General features: G+C 67.8%; 23 protein-coding genes. 17 read left to right on the top strand and 6 right to left on the bottom strand.

The genetic code is table 11. The features are described 5' to 3' along the window. Window positions 1-10 precede the first annotated feature (10 nt). A complete protein-coding gene (locus AC5P7I_RS03520) occupies window positions 11-1,225 on the top strand; it encodes an FtsX-like permease family protein (protein WP_032958343.1) in 1,215 nt (404 codons plus the stop codon). A 53-nt stretch (window positions 1,226-1,278) separates the two neighbouring features. Beyond that, entirely contained in the window at window positions 1,279-1,974 is a 696-nt protein-coding gene (locus tag AC5P7I_RS03515; RefSeq protein WP_262087865.1) for an ABC transporter ATP-binding protein, read from the top strand. A 79-nt stretch (window positions 1,975-2,053) separates the two neighbouring features. Here AC5P7I_RS03515 and AC5P7I_RS03510 read toward each other — a convergent pair whose 3' ends face one another. Beyond that, window positions 2,054-5,404, bottom strand: coding sequence for an autotransporter domain-containing protein (locus tag AC5P7I_RS03510; protein ID WP_262087847.1), 3,351 nt, complete (start codon window positions 5,402-5,404; stop codon window positions 2,054-2,056). Window positions 5,405-5,578: 174 nt separating this feature from the next. On the opposite strand from AC5P7I_RS03510, the gene AC5P7I_RS03505 reads away from it, so the two are divergent. From AC5P7I_RS03505 to AC5P7I_RS03490, 4 genes are all read left to right on the top strand, one after another. Next, window positions 5,579-5,761 carry a hypothetical protein gene (locus AC5P7I_RS03505; protein WP_262087848.1) on the top strand — a complete coding sequence of 61 codons (183 nt, stop codon included), beginning with the start codon at window positions 5,579-5,581 and terminating at the stop codon, window positions 5,759-5,761. Window positions 5,762-5,763: 2 nt separating this feature from the next. Continuing rightward, a complete protein-coding gene (locus tag AC5P7I_RS03500) occupies window positions 5,764-5,991 on the top strand; it encodes a hypothetical protein (protein ID WP_262087849.1) in 228 nt (75 codons plus the stop codon). Between the two features lie 91 nt (window positions 5,992-6,082). Beyond that, a complete protein-coding gene (locus AC5P7I_RS03495) occupies window positions 6,083-6,283 on the top strand; it encodes a hypothetical protein (RefSeq protein WP_032958391.1) in 201 nt (66 codons plus the stop codon). A gap of 104 nt (window positions 6,284-6,387) precedes the next feature. Continuing rightward, window positions 6,388-6,738 (top strand): VOC family protein, encoded by a 351-nt coding sequence (locus AC5P7I_RS03490; protein ID WP_032958352.1) that lies wholly within the window; start codon window positions 6,388-6,390, stop codon window positions 6,736-6,738. Between the two features lie 15 nt (window positions 6,739-6,753). Here the strand turns inward: AC5P7I_RS03490 and AC5P7I_RS03485 are convergent, their stop codons facing one another. Next, window positions 6,754-7,383: a TetR/AcrR family transcriptional regulator gene (locus AC5P7I_RS03485; protein WP_046432686.1), complete on the bottom strand. Its 630-nt coding sequence runs from the start codon at window positions 7,381-7,383 to the stop codon at window positions 6,754-6,756. Window positions 7,384-7,507: 124 nt separating this feature from the next. Here AC5P7I_RS03485 and AC5P7I_RS03480 point away from each other — a divergent pair, with 124 nt between their 5' ends. Then, window positions 7,508-8,980 carry an MFS transporter gene (locus tag AC5P7I_RS03480; RefSeq protein WP_262087850.1) on the top strand — a complete coding sequence of 491 codons (1,473 nt, stop codon included), beginning with the start codon at window positions 7,508-7,510 and terminating at the stop codon, window positions 8,978-8,980. A gap of 11 nt (window positions 8,981-8,991) precedes the next feature. Here AC5P7I_RS03480 and AC5P7I_RS03475 read toward each other — a convergent pair whose 3' ends face one another. Beyond that, window positions 8,992-9,297 (bottom strand): KGG domain-containing protein, encoded by a 306-nt coding sequence (locus AC5P7I_RS03475; protein ID WP_046432675.1) that lies wholly within the window; start codon window positions 9,295-9,297, stop codon window positions 8,992-8,994. A gap of 194 nt (window positions 9,298-9,491) precedes the next feature. Between AC5P7I_RS03475 and AC5P7I_RS03470 the strand changes: the two genes are divergently transcribed. After that, window positions 9,492-10,976 (top strand): DUF4434 domain-containing protein, encoded by a 1,485-nt coding sequence (locus tag AC5P7I_RS03470; protein WP_262087851.1) that lies wholly within the window; start codon window positions 9,492-9,494, stop codon window positions 10,974-10,976. 4 nt (window positions 10,977-10,980) lie between these two features. Here AC5P7I_RS03470 and AC5P7I_RS03465 read toward each other — a convergent pair whose 3' ends face one another. Beyond that, on the bottom strand, window positions 10,981-11,445 hold the full coding sequence (locus AC5P7I_RS03465) for a MarR family winged helix-turn-helix transcriptional regulator (RefSeq protein ID WP_014648520.1): 465 nt from the start codon (window positions 11,443-11,445) through the stop codon (window positions 10,981-10,983). A 49-nt stretch (window positions 11,446-11,494) separates the two neighbouring features. Between AC5P7I_RS03465 and AC5P7I_RS03460 the strand changes: the two genes are divergently transcribed. From AC5P7I_RS03460 to AC5P7I_RS03450, 3 genes are all read left to right on the top strand, one after another. Further along, on the top strand, window positions 11,495-12,406 hold the full coding sequence (locus AC5P7I_RS03460) for a S41 family peptidase (protein ID WP_262087866.1): 912 nt from the start codon (window positions 11,495-11,497) through the stop codon (window positions 12,404-12,406). Window positions 12,407-12,504: 98 nt separating this feature from the next. Then, window positions 12,505-13,398: an NAD-dependent epimerase/dehydratase family protein gene (locus AC5P7I_RS03455; protein ID WP_014648518.1), complete on the top strand. Its 894-nt coding sequence runs from the start codon at window positions 12,505-12,507 to the stop codon at window positions 13,396-13,398. Window positions 13,399-13,609: 211 nt separating this feature from the next. Further along, window positions 13,610-16,141 (top strand): methyl-accepting chemotaxis protein, encoded by a 2,532-nt coding sequence (locus AC5P7I_RS03450; protein ID WP_262087852.1) that lies wholly within the window; start codon window positions 13,610-13,612, stop codon window positions 16,139-16,141. Between the two features lie 78 nt (window positions 16,142-16,219). Here AC5P7I_RS03450 and AC5P7I_RS03445 read toward each other — a convergent pair whose 3' ends face one another. Next, window positions 16,220-16,606 (bottom strand): DUF2628 domain-containing protein, encoded by a 387-nt coding sequence (locus AC5P7I_RS03445; RefSeq protein WP_014648516.1) that lies wholly within the window; start codon window positions 16,604-16,606, stop codon window positions 16,220-16,222. Window positions 16,607-16,823: 217 nt separating this feature from the next. On the opposite strand from AC5P7I_RS03445, the gene AC5P7I_RS03440 reads away from it, so the two are divergent. Then, entirely contained in the window at window positions 16,824-16,994 is a 171-nt protein-coding gene (locus tag AC5P7I_RS03440) for a hypothetical protein (RefSeq protein WP_005419553.1), read from the top strand. A gap of 60 nt (window positions 16,995-17,054) precedes the next feature. Here AC5P7I_RS03440 and AC5P7I_RS03435 read toward each other — a convergent pair whose 3' ends face one another. Then, entirely contained in the window at window positions 17,055-19,100 is a 2,046-nt protein-coding gene (locus tag AC5P7I_RS03435; RefSeq protein ID WP_262087853.1) for a TonB-dependent receptor domain-containing protein, read from the bottom strand. Window positions 19,101-19,596: 496 nt separating this feature from the next. Here AC5P7I_RS03435 and mdoH point away from each other — a divergent pair, with 496 nt between their 5' ends. From mdoH to hemC, 5 genes are all read left to right on the top strand, one after another. Continuing rightward, the gene (gene mdoH, locus AC5P7I_RS03430; RefSeq protein WP_262087854.1) at window positions 19,597-21,522 is read left to right on the top strand and encodes a glucans biosynthesis glucosyltransferase MdoH; all 1,926 of its coding nucleotides are present in this window, start codon (window positions 19,597-19,599) and stop codon (window positions 21,520-21,522) included. 50 nt (window positions 21,523-21,572) lie between these two features. Continuing rightward, window positions 21,573-22,232 carry an alpha/beta hydrolase gene (locus tag AC5P7I_RS03425; RefSeq protein ID WP_046432661.1) on the top strand — a complete coding sequence of 220 codons (660 nt, stop codon included), beginning with the start codon at window positions 21,573-21,575 and terminating at the stop codon, window positions 22,230-22,232. 3 nt (window positions 22,233-22,235) lie between these two features. Beyond that, on the top strand, window positions 22,236-23,279 hold the full coding sequence (locus AC5P7I_RS03420; RefSeq protein WP_414615637.1) for a sensor histidine kinase: 1,044 nt from the start codon (window positions 22,236-22,238) through the stop codon (window positions 23,277-23,279). A gap of 10 nt (window positions 23,280-23,289) precedes the next feature. After that, entirely contained in the window at window positions 23,290-24,021 is a 732-nt protein-coding gene (locus tag AC5P7I_RS03415) for a LytR/AlgR family response regulator transcription factor (RefSeq protein WP_014648511.1), read from the top strand. A 564-nt stretch (window positions 24,022-24,585) separates the two neighbouring features. Further along, entirely contained in the window at window positions 24,586-25,497 is a 912-nt protein-coding gene (gene hemC / locus AC5P7I_RS03410) for a hydroxymethylbilane synthase (RefSeq protein WP_164077342.1), read from the top strand. The last annotated feature ends 105 nt before the right edge of the window (window positions 25,498-25,602 follow it).

The raw sequence follows: 25,602 nt of genomic DNA, 5'->3' as shown, positions 1-25,602 counted from the left end.
AGGAACCACCATGCAGATCGGCATCGTACTTTCGGCCCTGCGCCGGCACCGCCTGGCGACCTTCCTCATCGCGATGGAGATCGCATTGGCCTGCGCCGTGCTGTGCAACGCGATCTTCCTGATGATCGAGCGGAACGCTGCAATGCAGCTGGTCAGTGGCCTGGACGAGTCACGGCTGGGGGTGATCCAGCTCGACGGCATCGATGCCGAGCGCGCCAACGATGTCAACGCGCGGGTCGTTGGTGCATTGCGGGGGCTGAGCGGCGTGACGGCGGCCGGGCTGGTCAGTGCCATGCCGTTCGGCAGCCCGGGCATACGCGCCGGCGTCAACCTGGACGAGGACCAGCAGGTGCCCGGCGGTGTTCTGGATTTCTACCTGGCCGATGCCGTGGCCCTGGACGCGCTGCAGTTGCACCTGGTGGGGGGGCGCATGCCCGGTGCGGACGAGTTCGCACCGACCGATGAACTGGTGCCGGCCAATCCCCCGGCGCTGGTCACCCAGGAGCTGGCCCAACGTTACTGGCCCGGTGAAAACGCCGTGGGCAAGAGCCTGTGGGCGATGGATACCCGGCTGCGGGTGATCGGCGTGGTCGAGCACATGGCCGTATCCCGCCCCGGCCGCGGTGAAGCCAAGGGCTCGGACTGGTCGGTGATCGTGCCCGCATCGCAGGGGCCGCGCCTGACCGGCCGCTATCTGGTGCGCGCCGAGGCCGGCGACATGAACCGCGTAATGCGCGATGCGCAGCAGGCAATCCGCCGTGTCGCGCCGGACGTGGTGTTCGATGTCGAGGGCAGCCGGCGGATCTCCGAACTGCGCGAGCGGCATTTCGAAGGTGACCGGGTCATGATGGGGCTGCTGGGCGGTGTCATCATCGCACTGCTCGCTGCCACTGCCCTGGGCATTGTCGGACTGGCCAGTTACTGGGTGGAGCAACGTCGCAAGCAGATCGGCATCCGCCGCGCGCTGGGGGCCACGCGCACCGATGTGATGCGCTATTTCCAGATCGAGAACCTGCTGATTGTCTCCATCGGCATCGCGGCCGGGGCTCTGCTGGCCTACGCGATGAACCTGACCCTGATGCGCTTCTACGAACTGCCGCGCCTGCCACTGCTGTACCTGCCGGTGAGTGCGGTGATCCTGCTGCTGCTGGGCCAGGCGGCGGTACTGCTGCCGGCGCTGCGTGCCGCGGCCATCGCGCCGGTGTCGGCCATCCGTTCGTTGTGAGTCCCGCAGCGGCCTTGGCCGGTCGCTGCTTCCATCTGCAAGCGAGAATTCCCATGCTCAGGATGCAAGGCGTCAGCAAAGTGTTCCAGGTGGGTGAAGTCATGACCCATGCATTGCGCTCCATCGACCTGTCGGTGCAGGAGGGCGATTTCCTCTCGATTACCGGCCCTTCCGGCTCCGGCAAGTCCACACTGCTGAACATCCTCGGTCTGCTCGAGGGCTTTTCCGGCGGCCACTACGCGATCGGCGGCGTGGATGTTGGCTGCGTGCGCGACGCGGCGCTCAGCGCGCTGCGCAACGAGAAGATCGGCTTCGTGTTCCAGGCGTTCAACCTGATTCCGGATCTGACCATCCAGGCCAATGTGGAGGTGCCCCTGCGCTACCGTGGCATGGCGGCAGCCGAATGCAGGCAGCGTGTGGCCTCGGCACTGGCCCAGGTCGGACTGGGCAGCCGCATGTCGCACTATCCCGGCGAACTGTCGGGCGGGCAGCAGCAGCGCGCGGCGATCGCCCGCGCCATCGCGGGTACGCCGGCCCTGCTGCTGGCTGACGAGCCGACCGGAAACCTGGACTCGCAGATGTCGCAAGGGGTCATGGAGATTCTGCGTGAGCTCAACCAGGGCGGCATGACCATCATCATGGTGACGCATGACAAGGAGCTGGCGGCGTGCGCGGGTCGCAGCGTCCACATCGTGGATGGGCAGATCGTCGAGGTCACAGCGCAGGCCATGCAGGCGCTGTGCGCCTGAGCTGAAAGAGTGTCACCCGCAAGCAGAAGGGGCGGCCGATCGGCCGCCCCTCCTGTTTTCATCGCACTGCAGGCACAGATCAGAAACGCACGGACCAGCGTGCATTCGCACCATGGTCACGGCTCTCGCTGCCGAACTGGCCGCTGTAGCCCAGCTCCAGCTGCTGGCGCGAGGTGAGCCACGCCGACAGGCCCAGTTCGGCCACCACCGCGTTGTCGGCGATCGGCGCGCCGTTGACCGCGAACGTGGAGCTGCCATTGGCAAACGCAAGGTTGGCGACCTGGCTGCGATCCCCCGAGGCACGACGATAGCCGACGCCCCCGCGCAGGTGCAGCCAGCTGTCCTGCTGGAACGAAGCCTTCAGCCCCTTGTCGAAGCGCACGCCGGCGGTGGCGATCGTGGTTCCGGTGTCGTCCACCTTGCCCTGCAGCGCCGCTGCTCCACCGCGTTCGCTGATGCGCTTGAGGTCCACTTCCACGCGCGCCACCTGCAGGTACGGCTCCAGCCCGGCTTCGGGGCCACCGAAGCGATAACCAGCTTCGATGAAGGCCTGGCGGGTGCGGGCGTCGTAACGCGCGCTCAGGCTGTCACTGAAACCTGCGAAGGCGACTTCACGCGTGCTCTTCACCTCGTGCTTGCTCCACGCCACACCACCGCGCAGGCCGAAGCCGCCCCAGGTGTGGCTGGCATAGGCACCGAAGTGCGTGTTGTCGATCTTCGACTTGGCGCGGCGGTCCTGCTGCTTGACGTCGGTACGGCCGGTACCGGCCAGCACGCCGACCTGCCAGCCGGAGAACTCGCGGTCGATGCCGACCAGCAGGCCGTTGCTGTTGGCCTCGGTGCGGGCGGTGTTGAAGTCACCGTCCAGCCTGCTGTTGCCACCGATGGCCTGCACCCATGCACCCGTCGCATCACCCACGTCGCTGCCGGGCGCGGTGGCGCCGGCACGGCGTGACAACGCGGCATCGCGCACGTAGCGGCTGCCCTCGACCAGGGCGATGGCCGTGGCCGGATGCAGCTCGCCGCTGAGGCCATCGAGCACGCCACCGACCTGCTGCGGGAACAGCTGGGTCAGCGGCTTGGGCAGGCCCTGGGCGATCGGCAGCAGGTCGGCGGCGGCCGCCACCGCACGCTGGTTGGGCGTGTTGGCAGCCGTGGCCAGCGAAGCGCCACGGGCAACGTCGATGCGCGTGCCATTGGCACCGTAGGCCAGGCTGAACTGCAGGAAGGGCGAGAACGCACTGAAGTCGGTCTTGGCGAACTGGCCGCTGATGCCACCGTCGGCACGCAGGACGTTGAACTGTTCGCCGAGGTAATACACGCCCGGTTCCGGCAGGGCGACCAGGGTGCCGCCGAGGGTCGCGGTGCCGGTCACGTGCAGCTGGTCACTGCGACTACCCGGTGCCAGCTCCGCCGCATACACGCCGGTGGCGCCCTGCACGTAGTTGCCGTTGATGGTCAGCGTGCCGATCGAGTTGCCCGGCGCGATGATGCCGTCCACGCGGGTGTTGCCGAGCGTGCCGACGCCCTTCAGCAGGCCATTGGCGCCGACGGTGGTGGTGCCACCGGTCTGCGTGCCGTTGAAGGACACCACGCCGCCGTTGACTACCAGGTTGCTGTTATCCAGCACGCCGCTGGTGCTGACCGTGCTGACGCCACCGGTGGTGGTCAGGGCGGTGGAGACCAGCCTGCCGTTGAGCAGCAGCCGGCCACCCTGGACCTCGACCGCCGAGGTGAGCGTGTTGGCGCCGTTCAACTCCAGCATGCCGTCCTGCACCACGGCGCCGTTGAAGCTGTTGTTGCCGCTCAGGCGCAGCCAACCGATACCGGATTTGGTCAGCTTGCCGGGGCCGCCGATGTCGTTGGTCCAGTTGTCCCACGCATCGCCTTCCCAGACCTTCAGGCCGCCGGCCCTCTGGTTCATCACCACGTTGGTGTCCACGCGCAGCGAGCCGTAGCCTTCGATGGCCTTGCGCAGGTCGACCATGCCCCAGCCGTAGATTGCATCGATGCCTGGCGCGCCGAGATCGCGTGCGGTGGTCAACAGCACGTCGCGGACCTGGGCGTTGTCCAGGTACGGGAAGCGCTCCATCAGCAGGCCGAGGGCGCCGGTGATATGGGGGGCGGCCATCGACGTGCCGGTCTTGGTGCCGTAGACGTAGTTGGTGTTCTCGCTGTCGATGATCAGCCGCACGTAGGCGGAGGTGTTCTCGATGCGGCCCTGGATATCACCGGAGACGATGGTGCTGACGATATCGGTACCGGGGGCCGAGATGCACCAGTTGGCGGCAACCCCGCAGATGCTGGAACTGCCATCGATCACGTAGTCGGTTTCACCTGCGGCGGCGTCGGGCCGGCGGACATTGGCGACCGCCAGCCAGTACGGTTCCAGTTCGGGCTTCCAGCGCGGCATCGAGGCGGTGATGCCGGCAACCGCACCGCTGCCATTGCCAGCCGACCACACCTGGATGAGAGTGGAGCCCGGGGCATTGCCGTTGTTGGCGTAGATGCTGCCGTACACGCCGTAGTCGGCACCAATGCTGGCGTACTGCTGGTCCAGCGCGGCGGCGGTCATGTTGCGCGTGGAAATGCCCCAGCTGTGATTGATGGCGCGTACACCCTGCGCCTGGATCTGCGCATACATGTCCAGCGTGGCGGCATCATCCGGATCGGTGCGGTACACCGCGCGCGGACGATAGAACCTGTCCGGGTCCAGGCGCCACTCGTAGTAGGTGTCACCGAACACGCGGGCGGCGGTAAGATCCGCACCAAAGGCCACGCCATGCATGCCGGTGCCATTGCGGTTGGCGCCGATGGTGCCAAGCACATGCGTGCCGTGGTCGGCGTAGCTGAAGCCGTAGGGCTGGCCGGCGGCGATCAGGCGTGCCGCCAGTGAGGCCGGAACGCCGGCGCCCAGTCCGTAGTAGTTGTAGCCGGGCTGTTCGCCGCGGGTCTGCCCGCAGGCGCCGGCCCCTGCGACCACGCCCGGCGTCGCACAGTCGGCACCGATGGTGATGCTGGAGGTATTGCGTCCTGCAAACTCCGGATGCGCCAGTGCGGAGCCCGAGTCGAACAGCGCCAGGCGTACGCCCTTGCCAGTCAGGCCGCGCGCATAGGCGTAGTCCGCGCCCATCGCGCCCAGGCCCCAATCGGCGTTGAATTCATCGCTGCGCCAGCTGGCCGGATCGCCGGGGTTGCCAAGAACGGCGGTGCTGCTGGCGGCGGCTGCAGTGGCCGTGGTTGCAGGTGCGGTGCTGGCAGCGGGCTGCGCCCACGCGGCCTGCAGCTGGCGCTGCTGCTGCCAGGCCTCGAGTGATTCGCTGGCCATGGCTGGCAGTGCGGTGGCCAGCAGCAGCGAGCTGGCGACGGCAAGCGCCAGCGGGCGATGCGACAGGGAGCGGGACGAACGGCCGTACAGCGGGTGATTCATCGGACAACTTCCTTGGTTGACGGACAACAAGGCCGTTAACGCCAAGGCATGGCGATATCCCCCAGTAATGTGAAGAGAATTTTATGAACGTGTTAATGTTTTGTGATCGGTGCATGGTGCGGCTCCAGCGGGCAGGGCACCGTGACCCTTGCTTCCGAGGCTTCGGAACCGCCCATGCGTACCGCATTCCGTAAACCACCGTTGGCGATATTGGGCGGTGCCGATCCTGGCAGCGACGCGTTCGAGCGCGCAGCTGGTGGCCAGGTGCCCAGCGTCATCCCGGAAGGCAGCATGCCGCCGGGCGACTGGCCGGCCACGGTGGTGGTGCCCTGTGGCATGGGGATGCGCGCAACCTGATCATGGCCCTTGCCGGTGATGCCTGCATCGTCAGCGGTGGGCGCGCCTGCACGATCTCGGAGGTTGGGCTGCACAAGCGGCCGCTGCTGCCGCTTGCAGGGACAGGTGGCGCGTCCGACGCGCTGCCGGACACCCCTCCGGACGAGCGCAGCAATTCGCCGATCCTGCCGTGGCGCAACAGTGATGAGCTGGCCGGGCAACTGCGTGTCCTGGGAATGCTGCAACACTGAGTCCAGCCGCATCCGCCTTCACCCAACGTCCCGGGTGCAGCGCTAAGGTTGCCCGGCCTGGGCTCACCAGGCTTATCAAGGAGTGATGTCGATGCGTACTTTCAGGAAAGTGATCGCCGGTGCTGTGTTCGCGTTGGCCTGCAGTGGGTCGGTGGCCGTGGCCGGACCGGTCCAGCCCTGCGATTTTCCCTGCTGGAAGGCCTACCAGGCGTGTGTAGCCGGTGGGGGTGATGCCATGGAATGCCAGTACGAATACGATCGATGCGTCATGGAGCGCTGCGGCGCGGTGTAAGCCCAGCCATGATCGGCTGATGACGGGCCCCGTCCATGACGGGGCTCTTCTGTTTGTGCGCAGGGTCGGGCACTCTCGGCGCATTCTTCCTGGTGGAGTGGAACATGGCCGTCATGCGTGTCGTCGCCAACATCGCCACGTCTGATCCCGCCCGTGCCGCTGCATTCTATGGCGAGCTGCTCGGCATGCCGGTGGTGATGGATCATGGCTGGATCGTCACCCATGGCGGGCAGGGCAGTGCGCTGGCGCAGGTCAGCTTCGCCAGCGAAGGGGGTTCCGGCGCACCGGTGCCGGACCTGTCTATCGAAGTGGACAACCTGCAGGAGGTGCTGGAACGCATGCACGCGGCTGGCATCGCGCTGGACTATGGCCCGGCCGACGAGCCCTGGGGCGTGCGGCGCTTCTTCGTCCGCGACCCGTTCGGCCGGCTGTTGAACATCCTCGCCCACGCCTGAGCGACGGCGGGCGCTTCAGCGACGGGTGCCGCCACGCTTCGGCGCCGGCGACACGCCGACCATGCGCAGGCAATCGGCCACCACCGCCGCAATGAAGGTGTCGGCGTCCTGCGTGGGCGCAGCGATCAGGTCATCGGTGGCGCCATGTACGCCGGCATAGATCAGCGAGGCCGTGATCTGCGGTGCCGGCAGCTGCCACAGGCCTGCACGGGTGCCCGCCTCGAGGATGTCGAGCAGCTGCTGCTGGATGGCGTTGCGCTCGGCATTGCCGCGCTGGTGGTGGTGATGGTTGGCGTAGACGACGTCGTGCAGTGCGTGCGTGCGCACATAGGTCTCGATGTTGGCGCGGATCCAGGCGCACAGTCGCGCCACGCCATCGTGGGCAGGCTGCTGCTGAACGGCATGGTCGACCTCGGCCATGAACTGCAGCGTGTAGCGCTGCGCCAGCGCCTGCAGGATCTCGGTGCGCGAGGCGAAGTAGGTATAGAACGTGCCCTTGGCCACGTCGGCGGCGGCCACGATGTCACTGATGGTGGTCGCTTCCACGCCCTGTGACAGGAACAGCGCCTGCGCGGCGTCCATCAGCTCTTCCTGGCGGGTTTCAGCGGGTTTGGTGCGGGGCCTGGCGACTGCGGGAATCTGCATGGGGCGGGGTCCGGGTGCGACGGTCGCCATTCTAGCTTCCCCCGGCAATGACTGACCGCCGGTCATTGACTGACGGTCAGTCAGCAAACTACGATGCGCGCACGCTCCCTCCCGGCATCCGCACATGCAACGCTTCCGACGGCCGGCCCTGGTGCTGGCGGCCTACCTGGGCACCTTCCTCGCCTCGCTGGACATCAGCATCGTCAACGTCGCGCTGCCGACGCTGCAGCAGGCACTGCACACCGACATGGCCGGGCTGCAGTGGGTGATCAACGCCTATGCCATCGCCCTGTCCGCAGTGATGCTGTCGGCGGGGCCGCTGGGTGACCGCTATGGCCACCGCCGCATGTGGCTGCTCAGCGTGGCGACCTTCACCGTGGGCTCGCTGCTGTGTGCCTGCGCAGGCAGTCTTTCCGCACTGGTGGCAGGGCGGGCGGTGCAGGGGGTGGCCGGCGCCCTGCTGATCCCGAGTGCGATGCCGATCCTCAGCCATGCGTTCCCTGATCCGCGCCAGCGTGCACGCGCGATCGGGGGCTGGTCGGCGTTCAGCGCGCTGGCGCTGGTGCTGGGGCCGCTGCTGGGAGGCGAACTGGTGCAGCACGCAGGTTGGCCCAGCATCTTCCTGATCAACCTGCCGCTGGGCCTGCTTGCACTCGCGCTGGGGGCCTGGGGCATTCCTGAGCGACGGCATCCGCAGCACGCCGCGCTGGACCCGGCCGGGCAGCTGCTCAGCATCGTCGCGCTGGGTGCACTCAGTTACGGCCTGATCGCGATCGGCGAGCACGGCCTGCTGGCACCTTCGACCCTGCTGGCGCTCGGCATCGCAGCATCCGGCCTGGCGCTGTTTGCGTGGGTCGAGCGCCGCGTGGCGCGGCCGCTGCTGCCGCTGGACCTGTTGGCGAAGCCGGGTTTCGGCATGCTCAACCTGGCCTCGTTCGTGCTTGGATTCACCGCTTATGCGAGCCTGTTCTTCCTGTCGCTGTTCTTCCAGCAGGCGCAGGGACACGGGGCCGCGCAGGCCGGTGCGCAGCTGGTACCGCAGTTCGTGCTGATGGCGGTGGTGTCGCTGCTGTTCGGCCGTCTGGCGGCGTGGTTCGGGCTGCATGCCGCGCTGGTGACGGGCTATGCAATGACAGGCATGGCGCTGTGTGCGATTGCCACGTTCGAACCGACTACAGCGCACGGCCAGGCCAGCGCACTGCTGATGCTGCTCGGCACTGGCATGGGACTGGCGGTACCTGCGACCGGCATGGCGGTGATGTCATGCGTACCGGCCGAGCGTGCCGGCATTGCGTCGGCCACGATGAACGCGTTGCGCCAGGCGGGCATGAGCCTGGGCATCGCGCTGCTGGGCAGCCTGATGGGCCTGCGCGCGGTACGCCAGTTCACTGCGACAGCGCAGGCGGCAGGGCAGCCCGCAGTGGCCGCACAGGCGCGCACGCTGATCCTGCAGCCGTCTTCACTGCTGCCGGGGACGCAGATACTGGCCTGGTACCGCGACGCGATGGCCAGCGGTTTCGGCTGGGCGATGGCTGTCGCGGGCGTGCTGGCCCTGTTGGCGGCGCTCGCCCTGTACCGCCAGTGCAGGCGCGCCTGAGCACGCTGCGGTCAGCCCTGCTGGCGTTGCGGCCCTTCCTTCGTCGGCGCGGGTTCGGCCGCGTGCTGCCGCTGTTGCCGTGCATTGGCATGGCGCGCGTGCCCGCCTTCGCGGCCGATCGCTGCCATGTGCTGGCGATTGCGGCTGATCGCCTCGCCGCCCTTGCGGCCTGCCACGCGTGCCTCGGCCGGGCTGAACTCATGTGCATTGCCGGACGCATGCGCGGCGCGTCCACCCTTTGCGGCAATCGCGCGCTGCTTGTCCCGGTCCATCGAAGCGAAGCCGCGATGGGAGGTGCCGTGATGCTGGTCAGCCATGTGAAGGCTCCCGGTGCATGGAAGGGGAGCTCATCCTTGCGTGTGCCCGGATAAGGCAGTGTCCGCACCGGCGGTGCTGCCCTCACGCCACGCCGCACCGGCTTTCACGGCGCAACTACGTCGCTGCGCGATGAGCGCCGCTTGGCTAGGATGGACCGGCATGGCGGATGACCGCCCAGACAGGAAAGGACGCCGTGAACAGATTCGGATGGCTTGTACTGCTGGCCTGCGCTGCACCGGCCCATGCGGACACTGCGCTGCTGAGCGGCAGTTTCGTTCACTTCGGTTACTCGGCCACCGATGAGCAGCTGCCAGCGGCACAGCTGCCGCTGTTCCTCGACGAACTGCGGGACCTGGGCAACGACACGCTCATCATCGGCCAGACCCGCGCCACCCGTGCCGGCGTGGGCTGCGCCAGCAGCGCGCAGGATTTCGAATGGATCGCCGGCTTCCCGGCCAAGCTGGGCACGGTGCTGGACGCGGCCGCAGCGCGTGGGATGAAGGTCGTGGTCGGCACCACCTACAGTTCGGGCCAGTGTGCGGCGTTCTGGCAGGGCTCGAACGCTGCAGCGGTGGCGCAGGACGCAGCGCAGTCGATGGCGCAGCTGGCCCAGCAGTACGCGATGCATCCGGCATTCGCCGGCTGGTACATCACCGATGAGCCCGCGCAGGTACCGGCCGAGCGTGCGTCGTTCTATCGTTCAATCGTTGCCACACTGAAAGCGGCGACGCCGTCCAGGCCGGTGATGGTGGCGCCCTATCTGGCATCCTCCAGCGTCGACCCGGCCAGCGTGGCCAGTGCTGCGCTACGGTTCCGCTCTGCCACGGGGGTCGACGTGCAGATCTGGCAGGACGGCATCGGCGCGGCGTCGCACGCGAAACTGTTCCAGTGGGATCGACCGGGCTATTCCACCGAGCAGTACTACCAGGCGTTGTCGGCGCAGCTGGGCGCCAGCGCTGTGTGGGCCGACATCGAGCTGTTCAACCATGGCAGCCCGCTGTTCCTTGATACCGGTAACGGCCTGTCCGGTGCATACCGGTCGGCGTCGGTGCAGCGCATCAACCAGCAATTGTGGAGCGCGCGTTCGGCTGGCAAGCGCGTTGCCTGGCTCAACCAGTACCACATGTCCGAAGTGGTTGGCCCCGGCCAGGGCTACGGCGAGGCGCCGCGGATGATGAACACCTATCGCGGGTTGTACGGGTTGGGTGCCTCGTACATCGTCGATCCGGTGCAGACCACCTATCACTACAGCGTGGCGCCGGCGACCAGCTATCCCGACGGCAGCGGCCATGAGCTGTTCGACCGCCGGGTAGGCGACCCGCGCAATCCGATGGACGCGGGCTGGGTAGGCGTGCACGGCAACGTCAGCATCACCATCGATCTGGGCCAGCGCCGACGGGTGGACTGGATCGGCCTGCATACGATGACCCGCCCGGCCTGGGGCATCGTCACGCCGACTTCGGTGGAGGTGATGTGCGCCGAGCCCGGAACTGCCGCCGTAACCATCGGCACGCTGTCGGCACCCTTCACTCAGTCCGGCGTGATGGGCTCGACCGAAGAGGAGTACGTGCTCGGCAATGCAGCCCCCCTGGCTGCGCAATGCCGCACGCTGGAGCTGCGCGTGGCCAACGGCAGTTGGACATTCCTCAGCGAGATCGAGATGGCTGCAGAGCAGTAACGCCTCAGCGCCGGCGGGCGTCCTGCAGGCGCTGTGCGAAGGGCCGTTGTTCGAGCGCCACCAGTGCTTTGCGCAGCACCTGCTCCAACGACTGCCCCAGATCGGCATCGAGGCTGCGTGCCGCCACTGCGGTGGCCTGCCATTGCGCCTGCAGCACAGGCATCGCGCGCTGCGCGCGCGGGCTCAACTGCAGGATGCGTTCGCGCCCGTCGTCACCATTGGCAGTGTGCAGCCAACCATCGCGCACCATCGCCGCCACGGTCTGGCTGAGCGCCGAATGGCTGAGCCCGCAGGCCAGCGCGAGGTCCTTGATCCGGCAGGGGCCCTGCGCCATCAGCGTGCGCAGCACCGGCGTGTAGCGCGGCCGGTAGTCCAGTTGCAGGTGCCGGTAGGCCTGCTCGACGGCCGGGTCCAGCTGGTCCAGCAGTGCGCGCAGCAGGGTACCCAGCGTGGCGTGTTGGAGATCCATGAGTGGGATGATATATAAGCGCTTATATATCCTCAATGCGGGGTGGATGATGGCGGTCTCCTGGATGCTCGGCGCGCTGCTGGCGACGGCCTGCCCGGCGCAGGATGCGGTGCTGCAGGCGGCCGCCAGCGCCGTGCAGGCGCAGTACCTGGACGAGGCGGAGGCCGCCCGCATCGCCGATGCCCTGCGCAGCTGGTCGGCGCAGCAGCGCTATGCGGACAGCTGTTCGGATCCTGCTGCGTTCAGCGCACGCCTGAACCAGGACCTGGACATGTTCGATGGCCACTTCCACGTTGAGCGCGTGGATGCAGCTGCCGGCCAGGACGACTGGTTGATGGCCTGGCGTGCCGATGCCCGCAGCAATGGTGCCGGTGTGCGCGAGGTGCGGGTGCTGGAAGGCAACATTGGCTACCTGCGGTTGAGTACTTTTTACCCGCTGGATCTGGCGCGGCCGAAGTTCGCTGCGGCCTTCACGCTGCTGGCCGACACCGATGGCCTGGTGCTGGATCTGCGCCAGAACGGGGGAGGCGACGATGCAAGTGCCGACCAGCTGGTGCGCACGCTGCTGGACGCGAAGATCGGCGCGGTGCAGCAGCTGGACCAGCGTGGCCGGCGCACGCCGGTACCGCTGCCGCCTGCCAGCCTGCCCGTGTACCTGAAGCCGCTGGTGGTGCTGATCGACCGGCGTACCGGTTCGGCGGCCGAGTTCGTCGCCTATTCGCTGCAGGCCCTGGGCCGCGCGCGCATTGTCGGCACGCGCAGTGGCGGTGCCGCGCATATGTTTGGTGATCCTGTGTTGCTGCCCGATGGCTATCAGATCAGCATTCCCGACCGGCAACCGATCAATCTGCGCACCGGCGGCAACTGGGAAGGCACCGGCGTGAGGCCTGATGTGGCCGGCGGCGACGATCCGCTGTTCATCGCGCGGCAACTGCTGGCGCCTGCGAAGTCGTCAAGATGAACGCACGATTGCATGGCTGTCCTATCGCAGATGCGCGAATGCATGCCTAGAATCGAAGCATCCCGGTAGTTCCCGGGCGCTTCGAGTGAATGGACTCAATGAAGATTCTGTTGACCGGCAGTTCCGGGCGCATCGGGCGCGCGATCTTCGGTGCGTTGGCGGCCGCCCACGAAGTGGTGGGGCTGGACCGCAGCCCGTTCGCCACCACGCGCATCATTGCCGATGTCACCGATCGCCAGGCGGTCACGCGTGCGGTGCAGGGCGTGGACGCGGTCATCCATACCGCGGCCCTGCATGCTCCGCATGTCGGCCTGGTGCCGGACGCGGTATTCCAGCAGATCAACGTGGAGGCAACCGCGCACCTGCTGCAGGCCGCACGCGAAGCCGGCGCACGGCGTTTCGTGCTGACCAGCACCACCGCGCTGTACGGCCATGCCGTGGTAGCCGGTGGCTGCCGTTGGATCGATGAAGACACCGAGCCGCTGCCGCGCACGATCTACCACCGCACCAAGTTGCAGGCCGAGACCCTGGCTGAAGCTGCCGCCACGCCGGGCTTCAGCGTTCGCGTGCTGCGCATGGGCCGGTGCTTCCCGGAACCGCCCGAGCGCATGGCGATGTTCCGCCTGCATCGCGGCATCGACGCCCGCGATGTGGCCAGCGCACACGCTGCACTGCTGCTCGACGAAGGCGCCCGATTCGCCCGCTATCTCGCCTGCGCACCGACGCCGTTCCGGCGCGAGGACTGCCTGGAACTGGCCACCCACCCGCGCAGCGTGCTGGCCCGTCGCGCGCCGCAGCTGCTGGCCGAGTTCGAACGCCGTGGCTGGCCGCTGCCATTGAGCATCGACCGTGTCTACGACAGTGCCCGCCTGCGCAGTGAGCTGGGCTGGCAACCGTGCTTCGGGCCGGATGACGTGCTGCAGCAGTATGCCGTCGGCAGCATCGAGGTACTGCCGCGCGCGCAGTGGATCAAGGACCGCGTGGCCGAGTGAGGCCATCGCGACGGACGGGTGGCTGACCCGACCCTGAGCAGATTCAGGAATGTGCAGGCCGGTCGCCTCAACCTCGTTGGCGGGCGGCCGCTAACCCGGTGCGCTTCCAGCGCCGGGCCCGCCCGGCGGCCGGTGGCCTGCGCGACGGATCGCGCGCCTGCGCGGTGCCTTCGTGGTGCCGGTCGTCCTGAACTGCCTTGCGGACCCTCCCATGCCTTCTTCCCGTTCCGCCGCTGCCCGCCGCCCGGGCAGCATCGCCCACAAGCTGATGCTGGGCACCGCCGCGATCGCGCTGCTGTGCTTCGGCGTGACCGCGTTCCTGATCTACCGACAGGCCAGCGCCAGCCTGATCAGCGCCTCGCGCCAGACCATGACCAGCGAGGCGACCGCTGAGGCGCGCCAGGTGGCGGCCGATCTGGGCACCGCCTTTGCCAGCAACGATGCCATGGTTGAAGGCGTGCTGGCCCAGCGCGCCCGTGGTGACGTGCCCGACCGCGCCAGCCTGGCGGCGGTGCTGGGCGAGCAGCTGCGCGCCCATCCCGAATGGCTGGGCAAGAGCACCATGTGGGAGCCCGATGCCTTCGACGGCAAGGATGCCGAGTTCGTCAACACCGAGGCGCACGATGCCACCGGCCGCTACATGAGCTACTGGGCCTGGCAGGAGGGCAAGCCGCAGCAGTCGGTGATGACCGATTACACCGAGACCGCCAGCGGTTCCGGTGACTGGTACATGGTGCCCAGCCGCGACAAGCTGCCGAAAGTGAGCGAACCGTATGCCTATGACATCGCCGGGCAGCAGGTGCTGATGAGTACGCTGAGCACGCCGATCATCGAGAACGACAGGTTCCTCGGTGTGTTCACCGTCGACTTCTCGCTGGCAGCGTTGCAGAAGCACCTGGCCACGCTGCAGCCGATGGGGGCCGGCCGCGTCGAACTGCTGTCGCCGAAGGGCGTGGTGCTGGCCTCGGCCAATGCCGCCGAAATCGGCAAGCCTCGCAACGACGCACTGACCCGCAGCATGCTGGCCGAGATCGCCGCCGACCGCCCCTTCGAGGCCTTCAGCCCCGATGCGGCCGGCAACGTGCGCGTGTATGTGCCGCTGCGCGTGGGCGATGCCCCGCAGCGCTTCGCGCTGGGCGTGGTGATGCCGCATGCGGTGATCGTGGCCGAAGCGCGCCAGCTGCTGTGGCTGACCCTGCTGGTCGGCGTGATCGCCGCGCTGACCCTCAGCGCCGGTGTCTACGTACTGCTGCGCCGCCTGGCGATCCGCCCGCTGGCCGAAGCGGTGCGCGTGGCCGGTGACGTCGCCGCTGGCAAGCTGGACAGCACCCTGCCAGCGCGCAGCAACGACGAAGTGGGGCGCCTGCTGGACGCGATGCAGGGCATGCGCGGCCAGCTGCAGGCGGTGATGGCTGCGCAGGCCGAAATGGCGCGCCGCCACGATGCCGGTGAACTCAGCTACCGCATGGATGCCGCGGCGTTCCCGGGCGAGTACGGCCGCATGGTGGCCGACAGCAACCAGCTGGTGGCCTCCAGCAACGCGGTCACCCAGCGCCTGGTTGAAGTGATGCAGCGCTATGCCGTCGGCGACCTCAGCGTGGACATGGAGGCGCTGCCGGGCGAGAAGGCGGTGTTCACCGCTGCGATGGCGACCACCAAGCGCAACCTGGCCGCGATCAACGAGCAGATCCAGCAGCTTGCCGCTGCGGCCGCCGCCGGTGACTTCGCCGTGCGCGGTGATGCACTGCGCTTCGACCACGATTTCCGCCGCATGGTGGAGACCCTCAACACCATGATGGAAGTCAGCGACCACAACCTGGCCGCACTGTCGACGCTGCTGCGCGCGATCGCCGCCGGTGACCTCAGTACCCGCATGCAGGGTGACTTCCATGGGGTATTTGCGGTGATGCGCGACGATGCCAACAGCACCGTGCAGCACCTGACCCAGATCGTCGGCCAGATCCAGCAGTCGGCAGCCAGCATCCGCCTGGCCGCCGGTGAGATCGCTGCCGGCAACAGCGACCTGTCGCGCCGTACCGAACAGCAGGCTGCCAACCTGGAAGAAACCGCCGCGTCGATGGAAGAACTGACCTCCACCGTGCGCCAGAACGCCGACCACGCGCTGCAGGCCAACGCGCTGGCCGGTTCCGCGGCGGGCGTGGCCAGCGAAGGCGGCCAGGTGGTCAGCCAGGTGGTGCACACCATGGAGCAGATCGAGGCGTCTTCGCAGCGCATCGCCGAGATCATCTCGGTGATCGATGGGATTGCGTTCCAGACCAACATCCTGGCGTTGAACGCAGCAGTGGAAGCGGCGCGCGCCGGTGAGCAGGGCCGTGGCTTCGCCGTGGTTGCCAGTGAAGTGCGCGCGTTGGCGCAGCGTTCGGCGGGTGCTGCGAAGGAGATCAAGGAGCTGATCGACGCCTCGGTGGCCCAGGTCGGTGCCGGTGCGCAGCTGGTGCACGGCGCGGGGCGCACCATGCAGGACATCGTCGGTCAGGTCGGTCGGGTCAACGAGATCATGGCCGAGATCTCGGCCGCGTCGCGCGAACAATCGGCCGGCATCGAGCAGGTCAACCAGACTGTGGTGCAGATGGACGAAACCACCCAGCAGAACGCCGCGCTGGTGGAGGAAGCCAGTGCCGCCGCGCGCGCGATGGAGGAGCAGGCCGAGCAGCTGGCGGTGGCGGTGTCGCGCTTCCGCCTGCAGGCCGAGCCGGCGGCCGTGGCACGCCGCGCGGCCTGATCGCGCAAATGAAGACGCCCGGCGGGGGCCGGGCGTCGGTTGCGTCCTTGCCGCGCATCCCTGCGCCGGTCTGATGGCTTAGAACATTCCTTCAAACGGGTTCCAGCTGGCGCGACCTTCCACCTTCTCCAGGTAGTAGCTGTAGTTGGTGCTGGAGGCGACCAGCAGATTCATCGCGATGAACAGCATGCGCCCGACGACGTCGGGAAGGAACATGCTGACGATGGCCAGCGCGATGTTGATGCCGATGACCACCAGCGCCTTGCGCCACATGCCCAGGATCAACAGGTAGATCGCACCGAAGAACAACGCGAAGAAGTTCAGGTTGATCTTCAGGCGGTCACCGAACGACAGCGCCTTCCAGGCCTGCTTGAAACCGGGATTCTTGGGCGCGCCATGCTGGCGGAAGAAGTTGAAGCGGAACTGCCACTTCGGGCTGAACTGGGACAGGTCAGTGGTATTCATTTGGGGGAAACATCCCTGTGAGAAAACGTTTTCATGATAAGGCAAGTCCTATTCAGGATCCAAGGGCTGCCGTCAAAAATGTGACGCGTGCCGTGTTCCACAGGCTGCGGCCGGGTGCCGCACCGTCACCCGCCCGCCTTGTTTTTAGGATAGGGTGCGCAGTTCCGCTGCCGCCCCGGTTGGACCCGTGCGGCGGCGGGATGTCCATGGAGGTTGCATGACCACACCTGCTACACCGGAAAACGCACCGGGACCGGTGCTCCTGCCGACACCTGAAGTGGTGCAGGCACAACAACTGCTCGCACGCCAGCAACTGGCGGTGGCGATGGACCGTGCGCGCACGGCCGCCACGCGGGACGCGGCACCGGCCGCGCTGGAAAGCGAGTAACCCGCAATACCGTCGATCGCGCTGGCATGTCGCCAGCGCGATCACGGCGCGTGCCGCCGGTCAGAAGCGCGCGGTCATGCTGAGGAAGTAGCTGCGCCCGGCGACGAAGTAGTCGGTGGAGCCTTCCGCATACAGCTTCTTGTCGGCCAGGTTGCTGACGCCACCGCGCAGGGTCAGCACCTCGTTGACGTTCCATGCCACGGTCAGGTCATACAGGGTGTAGGCCTTGAGGAAGGTCGTGGCGGTGCCGGTCTGCTTGCCGGTGTACTGCGCCGACAGGCTGCCGGAGAACACCGTATTCGGCGACCAGTCCAGCGACGAGTAGCCGGAGAATTCCGGCGTATCGATCAGGTTGCGGCCGGTGGTCAGGTTCCTGGCTTCCTTCATCCAGGTCGCCGAGGTGCGCCAGCGCCACTGCTCACCGAAGCGGACGTTGAAGTTGCCTTCCATGCCGCTGGTGCGCGCGCGCTGCACGTTGCTCATGCGCGTCCACCAGATGCCGTTGAAGCGGCCCAGCGGTGCGTATTCGATCTTGTTCCGGAAGTCGGTGTGGAAGTAGGTCACGCCAACATCGATCAGGTCATTGTCGAAGCTGATGCCGATCTCGCGGTTGGTGCTGGTTTCCGGATCCAGGTCCGGGTTGCCGGCCATGTAGCACCCGCCGCGGGTATACCCCAGCGGGATCAGCGAGGTGCAGCCACGGCCGCCGGACTGGGTGGCAGCGGTGGCCGAATTCTCGGTCAGGCTGGGCGCACGGAACCCCTTGGAGACGCCACCGCGGATGGTCCACTGTTCGGCCGGATGCCAGACCAGGTACGCACGCGGGCTGACGTGGCCGCCGAACTTCTCATGGTGGTCCAGGCGCGCGCCCACGGTCAGGGCCAGGGTGCGGTGCAGCTTCAGTTCGTCTTCGACAAACAGCGCCCAGGTATCCACTTCCAGGCTGGAGCCGCTGACGGCGTTGCCGGCGTAGTCGATCGGCGCGCGGCCGATGGTATCGGTGTTGGTCAGTTCCTGGCGCTTCCACTGCCCACCCACGGCAAACTGGTGTTCAACGCCCAGAGTGAACGGCGTGGTCAGGCTGCCTTCGATGATCGTGTCGGTGGCCTCTGAGCGGCCGGTGGCGCCGATGTCGTTCTTGTATTCGGTCCAGTACGCGCTGAGCCTGGAGGTGCCGAAGCTCCACGTGCCATCGTGGTTGAGCGCCAGCGAGCTGCGCTTGAGCTCACTGGCTCCCCAGGCGCCTTCGTCCTGCTTTTCCAGCGACGCATCGATGAAGGCCTGCTGCACGCCATGGCCGGCTTCCAGCGACAGTTCCTGTGCGTCGCTCAGCTTCCACTGCAGCAGCGCATCGACAGTGCGGTCCTTCTCGCCGGCGTAGGCATTGCCGTAGACACCGTGGTTGGACTGGTCCGAATCACGGCGCATGCTGTTGGCACCGATGCGCAGGCCGAAGCGTTCGCCCAGCGGGCCGGAGAAGGTCGCGCCGATCTGCTGGGTATCGCCGCGCTTGCCATCACCGGGACGGGTGTAGCTGTGGGTGGCGCTGCCGTTCCATTCGTCGCCGATGCGCCGGGTGATGATGTTGATCACCCCGCCCATGGCGTCGGAGCCGTACAGCGAGGACATCGGCCCACGCACCACTTCGATGCGTTCGATCTGGTCGGGCGAGATCCAGTTCAGGTCCTGGCGGCCGAGGTCGGGGCGGTAGTTGGTCGCGGCCGAGCTGCCCATGCGCTTGCCGTCCACCAGCACCAGCGTGTAGTTGGACGGCATGCCGCGCAGCTTGATCTTGGACTGTTCGCCGACGGCGCTGAGGCCGCCGGTCACGCCCGGCACGCGGCTGAGCAGGGTGGCCAGGTCGGGAACCGGCTGGCGCTCGATGTCCTCACGGCTGATCACGCTGATGCTGGCCGGGGCATCCTTGATCCATTGCTGGCTGCCCGAGGCGGTGACCACCACGGTATCCAGATCCTTGGTGGAGGCATCGGTGCCGGCCTCTGCAGCGGCCAGGCCTGGCAGGGCCAGCAGGCAGGCGGAGGTCAGGGCAGGGGCCAGGCGGGTGCGCGGCAGGCGCGCGGAACGGGAACGGGACGATGGGGACATGGCGGCTTCCATGGGAGGTGGGGTGACCCGGTGGAAGCAGCAGGCGCAGGCAGACAGCAGGCAGCCACCCTTCCGTGGGTCGTCGGTGCGCGCGGTGTGGACCGGCGCAGCTGGGTGGGTCGCGGCCGTGCGGAAGACGGTGACCTGCCTGGTTAATGAAATGATAACCGTTCGCGTTTGATACGATCTAGTACCCGGGGCGATGCAATGACATCTGGCCATCCCCCGACGTGATCGCCTGCTATTTGCTGAATGGGGATAAATCCCGGCGTAGGCCTTCGCACCCGGCTTACATTCAGCGCCCTAGACTGGGCCGCATTTTCGATTCCGCCCCGTTGGAGATCGTGTGGGTTCCGGTAGTGACAGACATCGACTGTGCGGCCTGAAGCCGACACAGTCTGGACAAGTGCGGGCGCCGGGAAAGCGCGCCGGGAACCTTGGTGCATGCAGCCCGGCCGGGATGGCCGGCCGTGCCGACGGCGCGGAGTAGGCGGCGATGGGGGTGCAGACCATCCATGCGGAAGCAGAAGCGCCCCGGCTCGACGCCGGCTGGGCGCTGCTGCCCGCTGAATCTCCGTTGCAGATGCCCGAACAGACCCTGCGCGAAGGTGCACTGAAGGTCCGGCGGCATCGCACGTCGCCGCGCCTGATCGGCCTGCGCCGGCTGTACATCTTCGGTGGCACGCTCGGCATGACCGCCGCGGCCACGCGGATGATGTGGCGGGTGCTGTCGGCCAATGGCATCAGCGTGCTCGAAGCCTGCCTGCTGGTGCTGTTCGTTGGCCTGTTTGCCTGGATCGCGCTGTCTTTCGCCAGCGCCCTGGCCGGCTTCCTGACCGCCGTGTTCGACCGTGGCTATCGCCTCGGCATCGACCCGGACAAGCCGCTGCCGACCGTGCACAGCCGCACCGCGCTGCTGATGCCGACCTACAACGAAGACCCGCGCCGCCTGCTGGCGGGCCTGCAGGCGATCTACGAGTCGGTGGCGGCCACCGGCCAGCTCGGCCGATTCGATTTCTTCGTGCTCAGCGATACCCGTCGCGAGGACATCGCCGCTGCCGAGGAGCGGGTGTTCGGCGAGCTGCGCGAGCGGGTGCCGGACGGGCAGATCCGCCTGTTCTACCGCCGCCGTGGTGACAACAGCGGGCGCAAGGCCGGCAACATCGCCGACTGGGTCCGTCGCTTCGGCGGTGCCTACCCGCAGATGCTGATCCTCGACGCCGACAGCCTGATGACTGGCGACAGCATCGTGCGCCTGGTGGCCGGCATGGAGCACAACGCCGACGTCGGCCTGATCCAGACCCTGCCGTCGGTGATCGGCGGCCGCACCCTGTTCGCACGCATGCAGCAGTTCGGTGGCCGCGTGTACGGGCCGGTGATCGCCCGTGGCGTGGCCTGGTGGCATGGCGCCGAGAGCAACTACTGGGGCCACAACGCCATCATCCGTACCCGCGCCTTCGCCGACCACGCCGGCCTGCCGGCGCTGCCGGGGCGCAAGCCGTTCGGCGGCCACGTGCTCAGCCATGACTTCGTCGAAGCAGCGTTGATGCGTCGTGGCGGCTGGGCCGCGCACATGGTGCCCTACCTCGGTGGCAGCTATGAAGAGGGCCCGCCGACGCTGACCGATCTGCTGGTACGCGACCGCCGCTGGTGCCAGGGCAACCTGCAGCACGGCAAGGTCGTGGGCAGCCGCGGCCTGCACTGGATCAGCCGCACGCACATGCTGATCGGCATCGGCCACTATTTCACCGCACCGATGTGGGCAATGCTGATGCTGATCGGCATCGCCATCCCGCTGTTCCAGGAGGGCATCGACTTCAATGCCCTGCTGCACCTGTCGCCCAGCGTGTACTGGCGCGCACAGGACGAAGAGCAGGTGGTGCGCCTGTTCGCCGCCACCATGGCGGTACTGCTGCTGCCCAAGGTGCTCGGTTACCTGGCGATGCTGCTGGACCCGGTCGACCGCCGTGGCTGCGGCGGTGCGATCCGTGCCTTCGTGTCGATGCTGGTGGAAACCGTGCTGGCCGCGCTGATGGCGCCGGTGGTGATGTACGTGCAGTCGCGGGGCGTGGCCGAAGTGTTGTCCGGCCGCGATTCCGGCTGGGATGCGCAGCAGCGTGACGACGGCGGCATCTCGTGGCTGGCACTGATCCGCGGCTACGGTGGCCTGGGTGTGTTCGGCGCCTTCATGGGCGTGCTGGCCTGGGCCGTGTCGCCGTCGCTGGCGGCGTGGATGGCGCCGGTGGTGATCGGCATGGTGTTGGCCATTCCGGTGGTGGCGCTGACCTCCTCGCGTGGTCCGGGCGCCTTCCTGCATCGCCTGGGCCTGCTGGACATTCCCGAAGAGAACATCCCGCCACCGGTACTGGTCCGCGCCGCGCAGCTGCGGCGCGAAGCGGCCGAGCAACCGCCGCTGTACTGATTGCCCCACGCCAGCGGCATAATGCGGCTCGAACTTGAAGGAGCCGCATCATGCTGCAAACGGTGGAACAGGAAACCGGCGCCTCGCCGCAGTGGTCGGTGATCTGGCTGCACGGCCTCGGCGCCGATGGCCATGATTTCGCGCCGATCGTGCCGGAGCTGGTGCGGCCGCACTGGCCGGCGCTGCGCTTCGTGTTCCCGCACGCACCGGTGCGGCCGATCACGATCAACAACGGCGTGCCCATGCGCGGCTGGTACGACATCGTCGGCATGGACTTCCGGTCGCGTGCCGACATGGCCGGCGTGCAGGAATCGGTGGTGCAGCTGGACGCGCTGATCGCGCGCGAGATCGAGCGTGGCGTCGCGGCGGAGAAGATCTTCCTGGCCGGCTTCTCGCAGGGTGGTGCGATCATCCTGACTGCTGCGCTGTCGCGTACCGCGCCGCTGGCCGGCGTGATCGCCCTGTCCACCTATCTGCCCGAAGCCGACAGTGCCACGCGCGTTGAAGGCGCGGTGCAGGTGCCGGTGTTCATGGCCCATGGCAGTGGCGACCCGGTGATTCCGCAGGCCGTGGCGGCCCACAGCGCACAGGCGCTGCGTACGCTGGGCCTGGACGTGGCGTGGCACAGCTACCCGATGGCCCACCAGGTCTGTGCCGAGGAAATCCAGGCACTGGGTGACTGGCTGCAGGAACGGCTGGGCGCGGCCTGAGCCATGCCCCTGGCCAGCCCATCGCCGTGGATGCCGGAACTGTGCCGCCTGCCGCGGCTGGCGGCGATGCTGGGCCTGGCCGAGCTGGTGGTGGTGGTGCTGGCCCTGGCCCCGGATGGCAGCCGCCACTGGACCGTTGGCGAGCTGCTGTCGGCCAGCGGCTTCGCGCTGTGGCTGGCGCTGGCCGTGACCGCCAGCCTGTGCCTGCTGCGGCAGGCGCTGTCCAGGCTGCCGCAGGTGATGGGGGCGGTCGCTGCCATCGCACTGGCGGCCCTGATCGCGGTCGTCTGCGCCGGCATCGTGCACGCGCTGTACGCGGTGCTGGGTGACAGCTTCGCCAACGGCATCAGCTTCTGGCGCTTCACCCTCGGCAGCGCCGCCACCACCGCGCTGATCACCGCGCTGGCGCTGCGCTACTTCTATGTCAGCGACCGCTGGGCCGCGCAGGTGCAGGCCAATGCACGCGCCCAGGCCGATGCGCTGCAGGCGCGCATCCGCCCGCATTTCCTGTTCAACAGCATGAACCTCATCGCCAGCCTGCTGCATCGGGACCCGGCGGTGGCCGAGCGTGCCGTGCTCGACCTGTCCGATCTGTTCCGTGCTGCGCTCGGTGCAGGCGAGGGCGATTCCACCCTGCGCGACGAATGCGAACTGGCCGAGCGCTACCTGTCGATCGAATCGCTGCGCCTGGGCGAACGCCTGCAGGTGCGCTGGCAGCGTGACGAGCCGCTGCCGTGGGACCTGCCATTGCCAAGGCTGGTACTGCAGCCGCTGGTGGAAAACGCCGTGCTGCATGGCATTTCGCGCCTGCCCGAGGGCGGCACCATCGAGCTGCAGCTGCTGCGCGAGGGCAACGATCTGCAGATCCGCGTGCGCAATCCCGCGCCTGATCCGCAGGCGCCCGGGCTGGCCCTGGCGCGGGGGGCTGGCCATGCCCAGCACAGCATCGGCCATCGGCTGGCCTGGCGCTTTGGCAGTGCCGCGCGGATGACGGCTGGCTGGAGCGAGGGCTACTATGCCTGCCAGGTGACAGTGCCGATCCAGTGAGGGGACGATCGTGAGGGTAGTCATCGCCGATGACGAACCACTGGCGCGTGAGCGCCTGCGCAGCCTGTTGGCCGCACAGGACGGCGTGGACGTGGTGGCCGAGGCCGGCAACGGCGAGCAGGCCCTGCACGCGTGCGCGGAGCTGCAGCCGGACCTGGTCCTGCTGGACATCGCAATGCCTGGGCTGGACGGCCTGGAAGCAGCCCGCCACCTGGCCAGCTTCGAACCGCGGCCGGCGGTGGTGTTCTGCACTGCCTACGATGCGCATGCGCTGTCGGCCTTCGAAGCGGCAGCCATCGATTACCTGATGAAGCCGGTGCGCGCCGAACGCCTGGCAGCGGCGATTGCACGGGCACGCACGTTCCTGGCCGGTCGCGATGGCCAGCCGCAGGCGCACAGCGGGCAGCAGGCACGCAGCGTACTGTGCGCACGCCTGCGCGGCAGCCTGCGGCTGATTCCGCTGGACGACATCCACTACCTGCAGGCCGAAGAGAAGTACGTGGTGGTGCACCACGCGCGCGGCGAGGACCTGATCGAGGAATCGCTGAAGTCGCTGGAGGAAGAGTTCGCCAGCCGCTTCATCCGCATCCATCGCAACTGCCTGGTGGCGCGGCACGAGCTGGTGGAGCTGCGCCGCGGCTCCGGCGGGCAGGTGCAGGCGGTGCTGCGGCATGGCAGGCAGCCGCTGGAAGTCAGCCGCCGCTGTGTGGCGACGCTGAAGCAGGAACTGCGGCATCTGTGAGTGGTCCCGCGCGGCCTGCGGCCGCGACTGCTATGAAATCAACAGCAACAGCAACAGCGGGTCATGGCTCGTTGTTTCTACGTGCTGGGCCGGGCCGGGGTGGGGCGGCGGGACACGCTGCAAGTACATCCATGTAAGCTCGATGGCGCCATCCATGGCGCCAACGGTCCCGCCACCCCGCCCCGGCCCAACCCTCTCGTTTTTCCCGCGTCGGACGGCAAAGGCATTGTTGTTATCGGGTGGGGGAAGAGGGGTCAGATCCCTTTTCCTGCGGAAAAGGGATCTGACCCCGGAAGCCGTCGGCTGTTGCCTTTGCTTCTGCACTCTTTTTTTTGATCTTCCGTGGCTGGCGCACACGGAAACTGTCAGAGGCCGGGCGGGGTGGGTTCGCGGGGGTGTCCGCGGCATGGATGCCGCGGCCAAGCCTCCACGGACGGATTCACGGCGTCCCCCGCGAACCCACCCCGCCCGGCCAAGCGCGGCTGTTGCTTTCACGACCCCGCCGCCAGCCACGAGGGGCTCCGCCGTTGGCCGTATCCGCGCCGAAGGCGCGATAATGACCGGATGGAAACCGTCCGCATCGCCACCCGCAAGAGCCCGCTCGCCCTCTGGCAAAGCGAACACGTCGCCAACCGCCTGCGCCAGGCCCATCCCGGGCTGCATGTGGAACTGGTGCCGATGAGCACCCGCGGTGACGAGGTGCTCGACCGCTCGCTGGCCGCCATCGGTGGCAAGGGCCTGTTCCTGAAGGAGCTGGAGCTGGCCATGCTGCGCGGTGAGGCCGACTGCGCCGTGCACTCGCTGAAGGATGTGCCGATGGAACTGGACGAACCCTTCGCGCTGCCGGCGATGCTGACCCGCCACGATCCAGCCGATGGTTTCGTCTCCAACCTGTACGCCTCGCTGGACGCGCTGCCGATCGGTGCGCGGGTCGGCACCTCATCGCTGCGCCGCCAGGCCCAGCTGCGCGCGCTGCGCCCGGATCTGGAATTGCTGGACCTGCGCGGCAACGTCAACACCCGCCTGGCCAAGCTTGACAATGGTGGCTACGACGCCATCGTGCTGGCCGTGGCCGGCCTGGAGCGCCTGGGCCTGGGCGGGCGCATCGTCGCGCGCCTGCAGCCGCCGCAGTGGCTGCCGGCACCGGCGCAGGGCGCGGTGGCGGTGGAGTGCGACGGTGGCAATACGCGCCTGATGGCGCTGTTCGCCAGGCTTGATGACGCCGCTACCCGCGCCTGCGTGGAAGCCGAGCGGGCGATGAACCGCGCGCTGCATGGCAGCTGCCACGTGCCGGTGGCGGCCATCGCGCAGTGGCAGGGCGACGACCTGCACCTGCAGGGCCTGGTCGGCAGTGCCAGCGATGGTCGTGCGGTGCGCGCCGAGGCGGTGGGACCGGCCCGGGATCCGGAGGCGCTGGGCCAGCGCGTGGCGAAGATGCTGCTGGAAGCCGGTGCCGGCGAACTGCTGAACGTCTGAGCTACCGCCGGTAGTGCCGGCCGCTGGCCGGCAACCGCGTGCCCAGTTGAATGCAGTTGCCGGCCAGCGGCCGGCACTACCGGAAGAAGAACGGGCGCCCTGGGC

This window comes from Stenotrophomonas sp. YJH_SMC_138 (genome assembly GCF_059369855.1).
The sequence above is the reverse complement of the archived record's forward strand: the minus strand, read 5'-3'. Positions and strand labels throughout refer to the sequence as shown.

Coding starts and splice junctions, on each gene's coding strand:
- AC5P7I_RS03485 (WP_046432686.1), bottom strand. CDS start 7,383: ATGCAGATTCCCGCAGTCGCCAGGCCCCGCACCAAACCCGCTGAAACC.
- AC5P7I_RS03520 (WP_032958343.1), top strand. CDS start 11: ATGCAGATCGGCATCGTACTTTCGGCCCTGCGCCGGCACCGCCTGGCG.
- AC5P7I_RS03490 (WP_032958352.1), top strand. CDS start 6,388: ATGGCCGTCATGCGTGTCGTCGCCAACATCGCCACGTCTGATCCCGCC.
- AC5P7I_RS03475 (WP_046432675.1), bottom strand. CDS start 9,297: ATGGCTGACCAGCATCACGGCACCTCCCATCGCGGCTTCGCTTCGATG.
- AC5P7I_RS03440 (WP_005419553.1), top strand. CDS start 16,824: ATGACCACACCTGCTACACCGGAAAACGCACCGGGACCGGTGCTCCTG.
- AC5P7I_RS03455 (WP_014648518.1), top strand. CDS start 12,505: ATGAAGATTCTGTTGACCGGCAGTTCCGGGCGCATCGGGCGCGCGATC.
- AC5P7I_RS03450 (WP_262087852.1), top strand. CDS start 13,610: ATGCCTTCTTCCCGTTCCGCCGCTGCCCGCCGCCCGGGCAGCATCGCC.
- AC5P7I_RS03510 (WP_262087847.1), bottom strand. CDS start 5,404: ATGAATCACCCGCTGTACGGCCGTTCGTCCCGCTCCCTGTCGCATCGC.
- AC5P7I_RS03425 (WP_046432661.1), top strand. CDS start 21,573: ATGCTGCAAACGGTGGAACAGGAAACCGGCGCCTCGCCGCAGTGGTCG.
- AC5P7I_RS03420 (WP_414615637.1), top strand. CDS start 22,236: ATGCCCCTGGCCAGCCCATCGCCGTGGATGCCGGAACTGTGCCGCCTG.
- AC5P7I_RS03465 (WP_014648520.1), bottom strand. CDS start 11,445: ATGGATCTCCAACACGCCACGCTGGGTACCCTGCTGCGCGCACTGCTG.
- AC5P7I_RS03500 (WP_262087849.1), top strand. CDS start 5,764: ATGGCCCTTGCCGGTGATGCCTGCATCGTCAGCGGTGGGCGCGCCTGC.
- AC5P7I_RS03435 (WP_262087853.1), bottom strand. CDS start 19,100: ATGTCCCCATCGTCCCGTTCCCGTTCCGCGCGCCTGCCGCGCACCCGC.
- AC5P7I_RS03480 (WP_262087850.1), top strand. CDS start 7,508: ATGCAACGCTTCCGACGGCCGGCCCTGGTGCTGGCGGCCTACCTGGGC.
- hemC (WP_164077342.1), top strand. CDS start 24,586: ATGGAAACCGTCCGCATCGCCACCCGCAAGAGCCCGCTCGCCCTCTGG.
- mdoH (WP_262087854.1), top strand. CDS start 19,597: ATGGGGGTGCAGACCATCCATGCGGAAGCAGAAGCGCCCCGGCTCGAC.
- AC5P7I_RS03505 (WP_262087848.1), top strand. CDS start 5,579: ATGCGTACCGCATTCCGTAAACCACCGTTGGCGATATTGGGCGGTGCC.
- AC5P7I_RS03495 (WP_032958391.1), top strand. CDS start 6,083: ATGCGTACTTTCAGGAAAGTGATCGCCGGTGCTGTGTTCGCGTTGGCC.
- AC5P7I_RS03515 (WP_262087865.1), top strand. CDS start 1,279: ATGCTCAGGATGCAAGGCGTCAGCAAAGTGTTCCAGGTGGGTGAAGTC.
- AC5P7I_RS03460 (WP_262087866.1), top strand. CDS start 11,495: ATGGCGGTCTCCTGGATGCTCGGCGCGCTGCTGGCGACGGCCTGCCCG.
- AC5P7I_RS03445 (WP_014648516.1), bottom strand. CDS start 16,606: ATGAATACCACTGACCTGTCCCAGTTCAGCCCGAAGTGGCAGTTCCGC.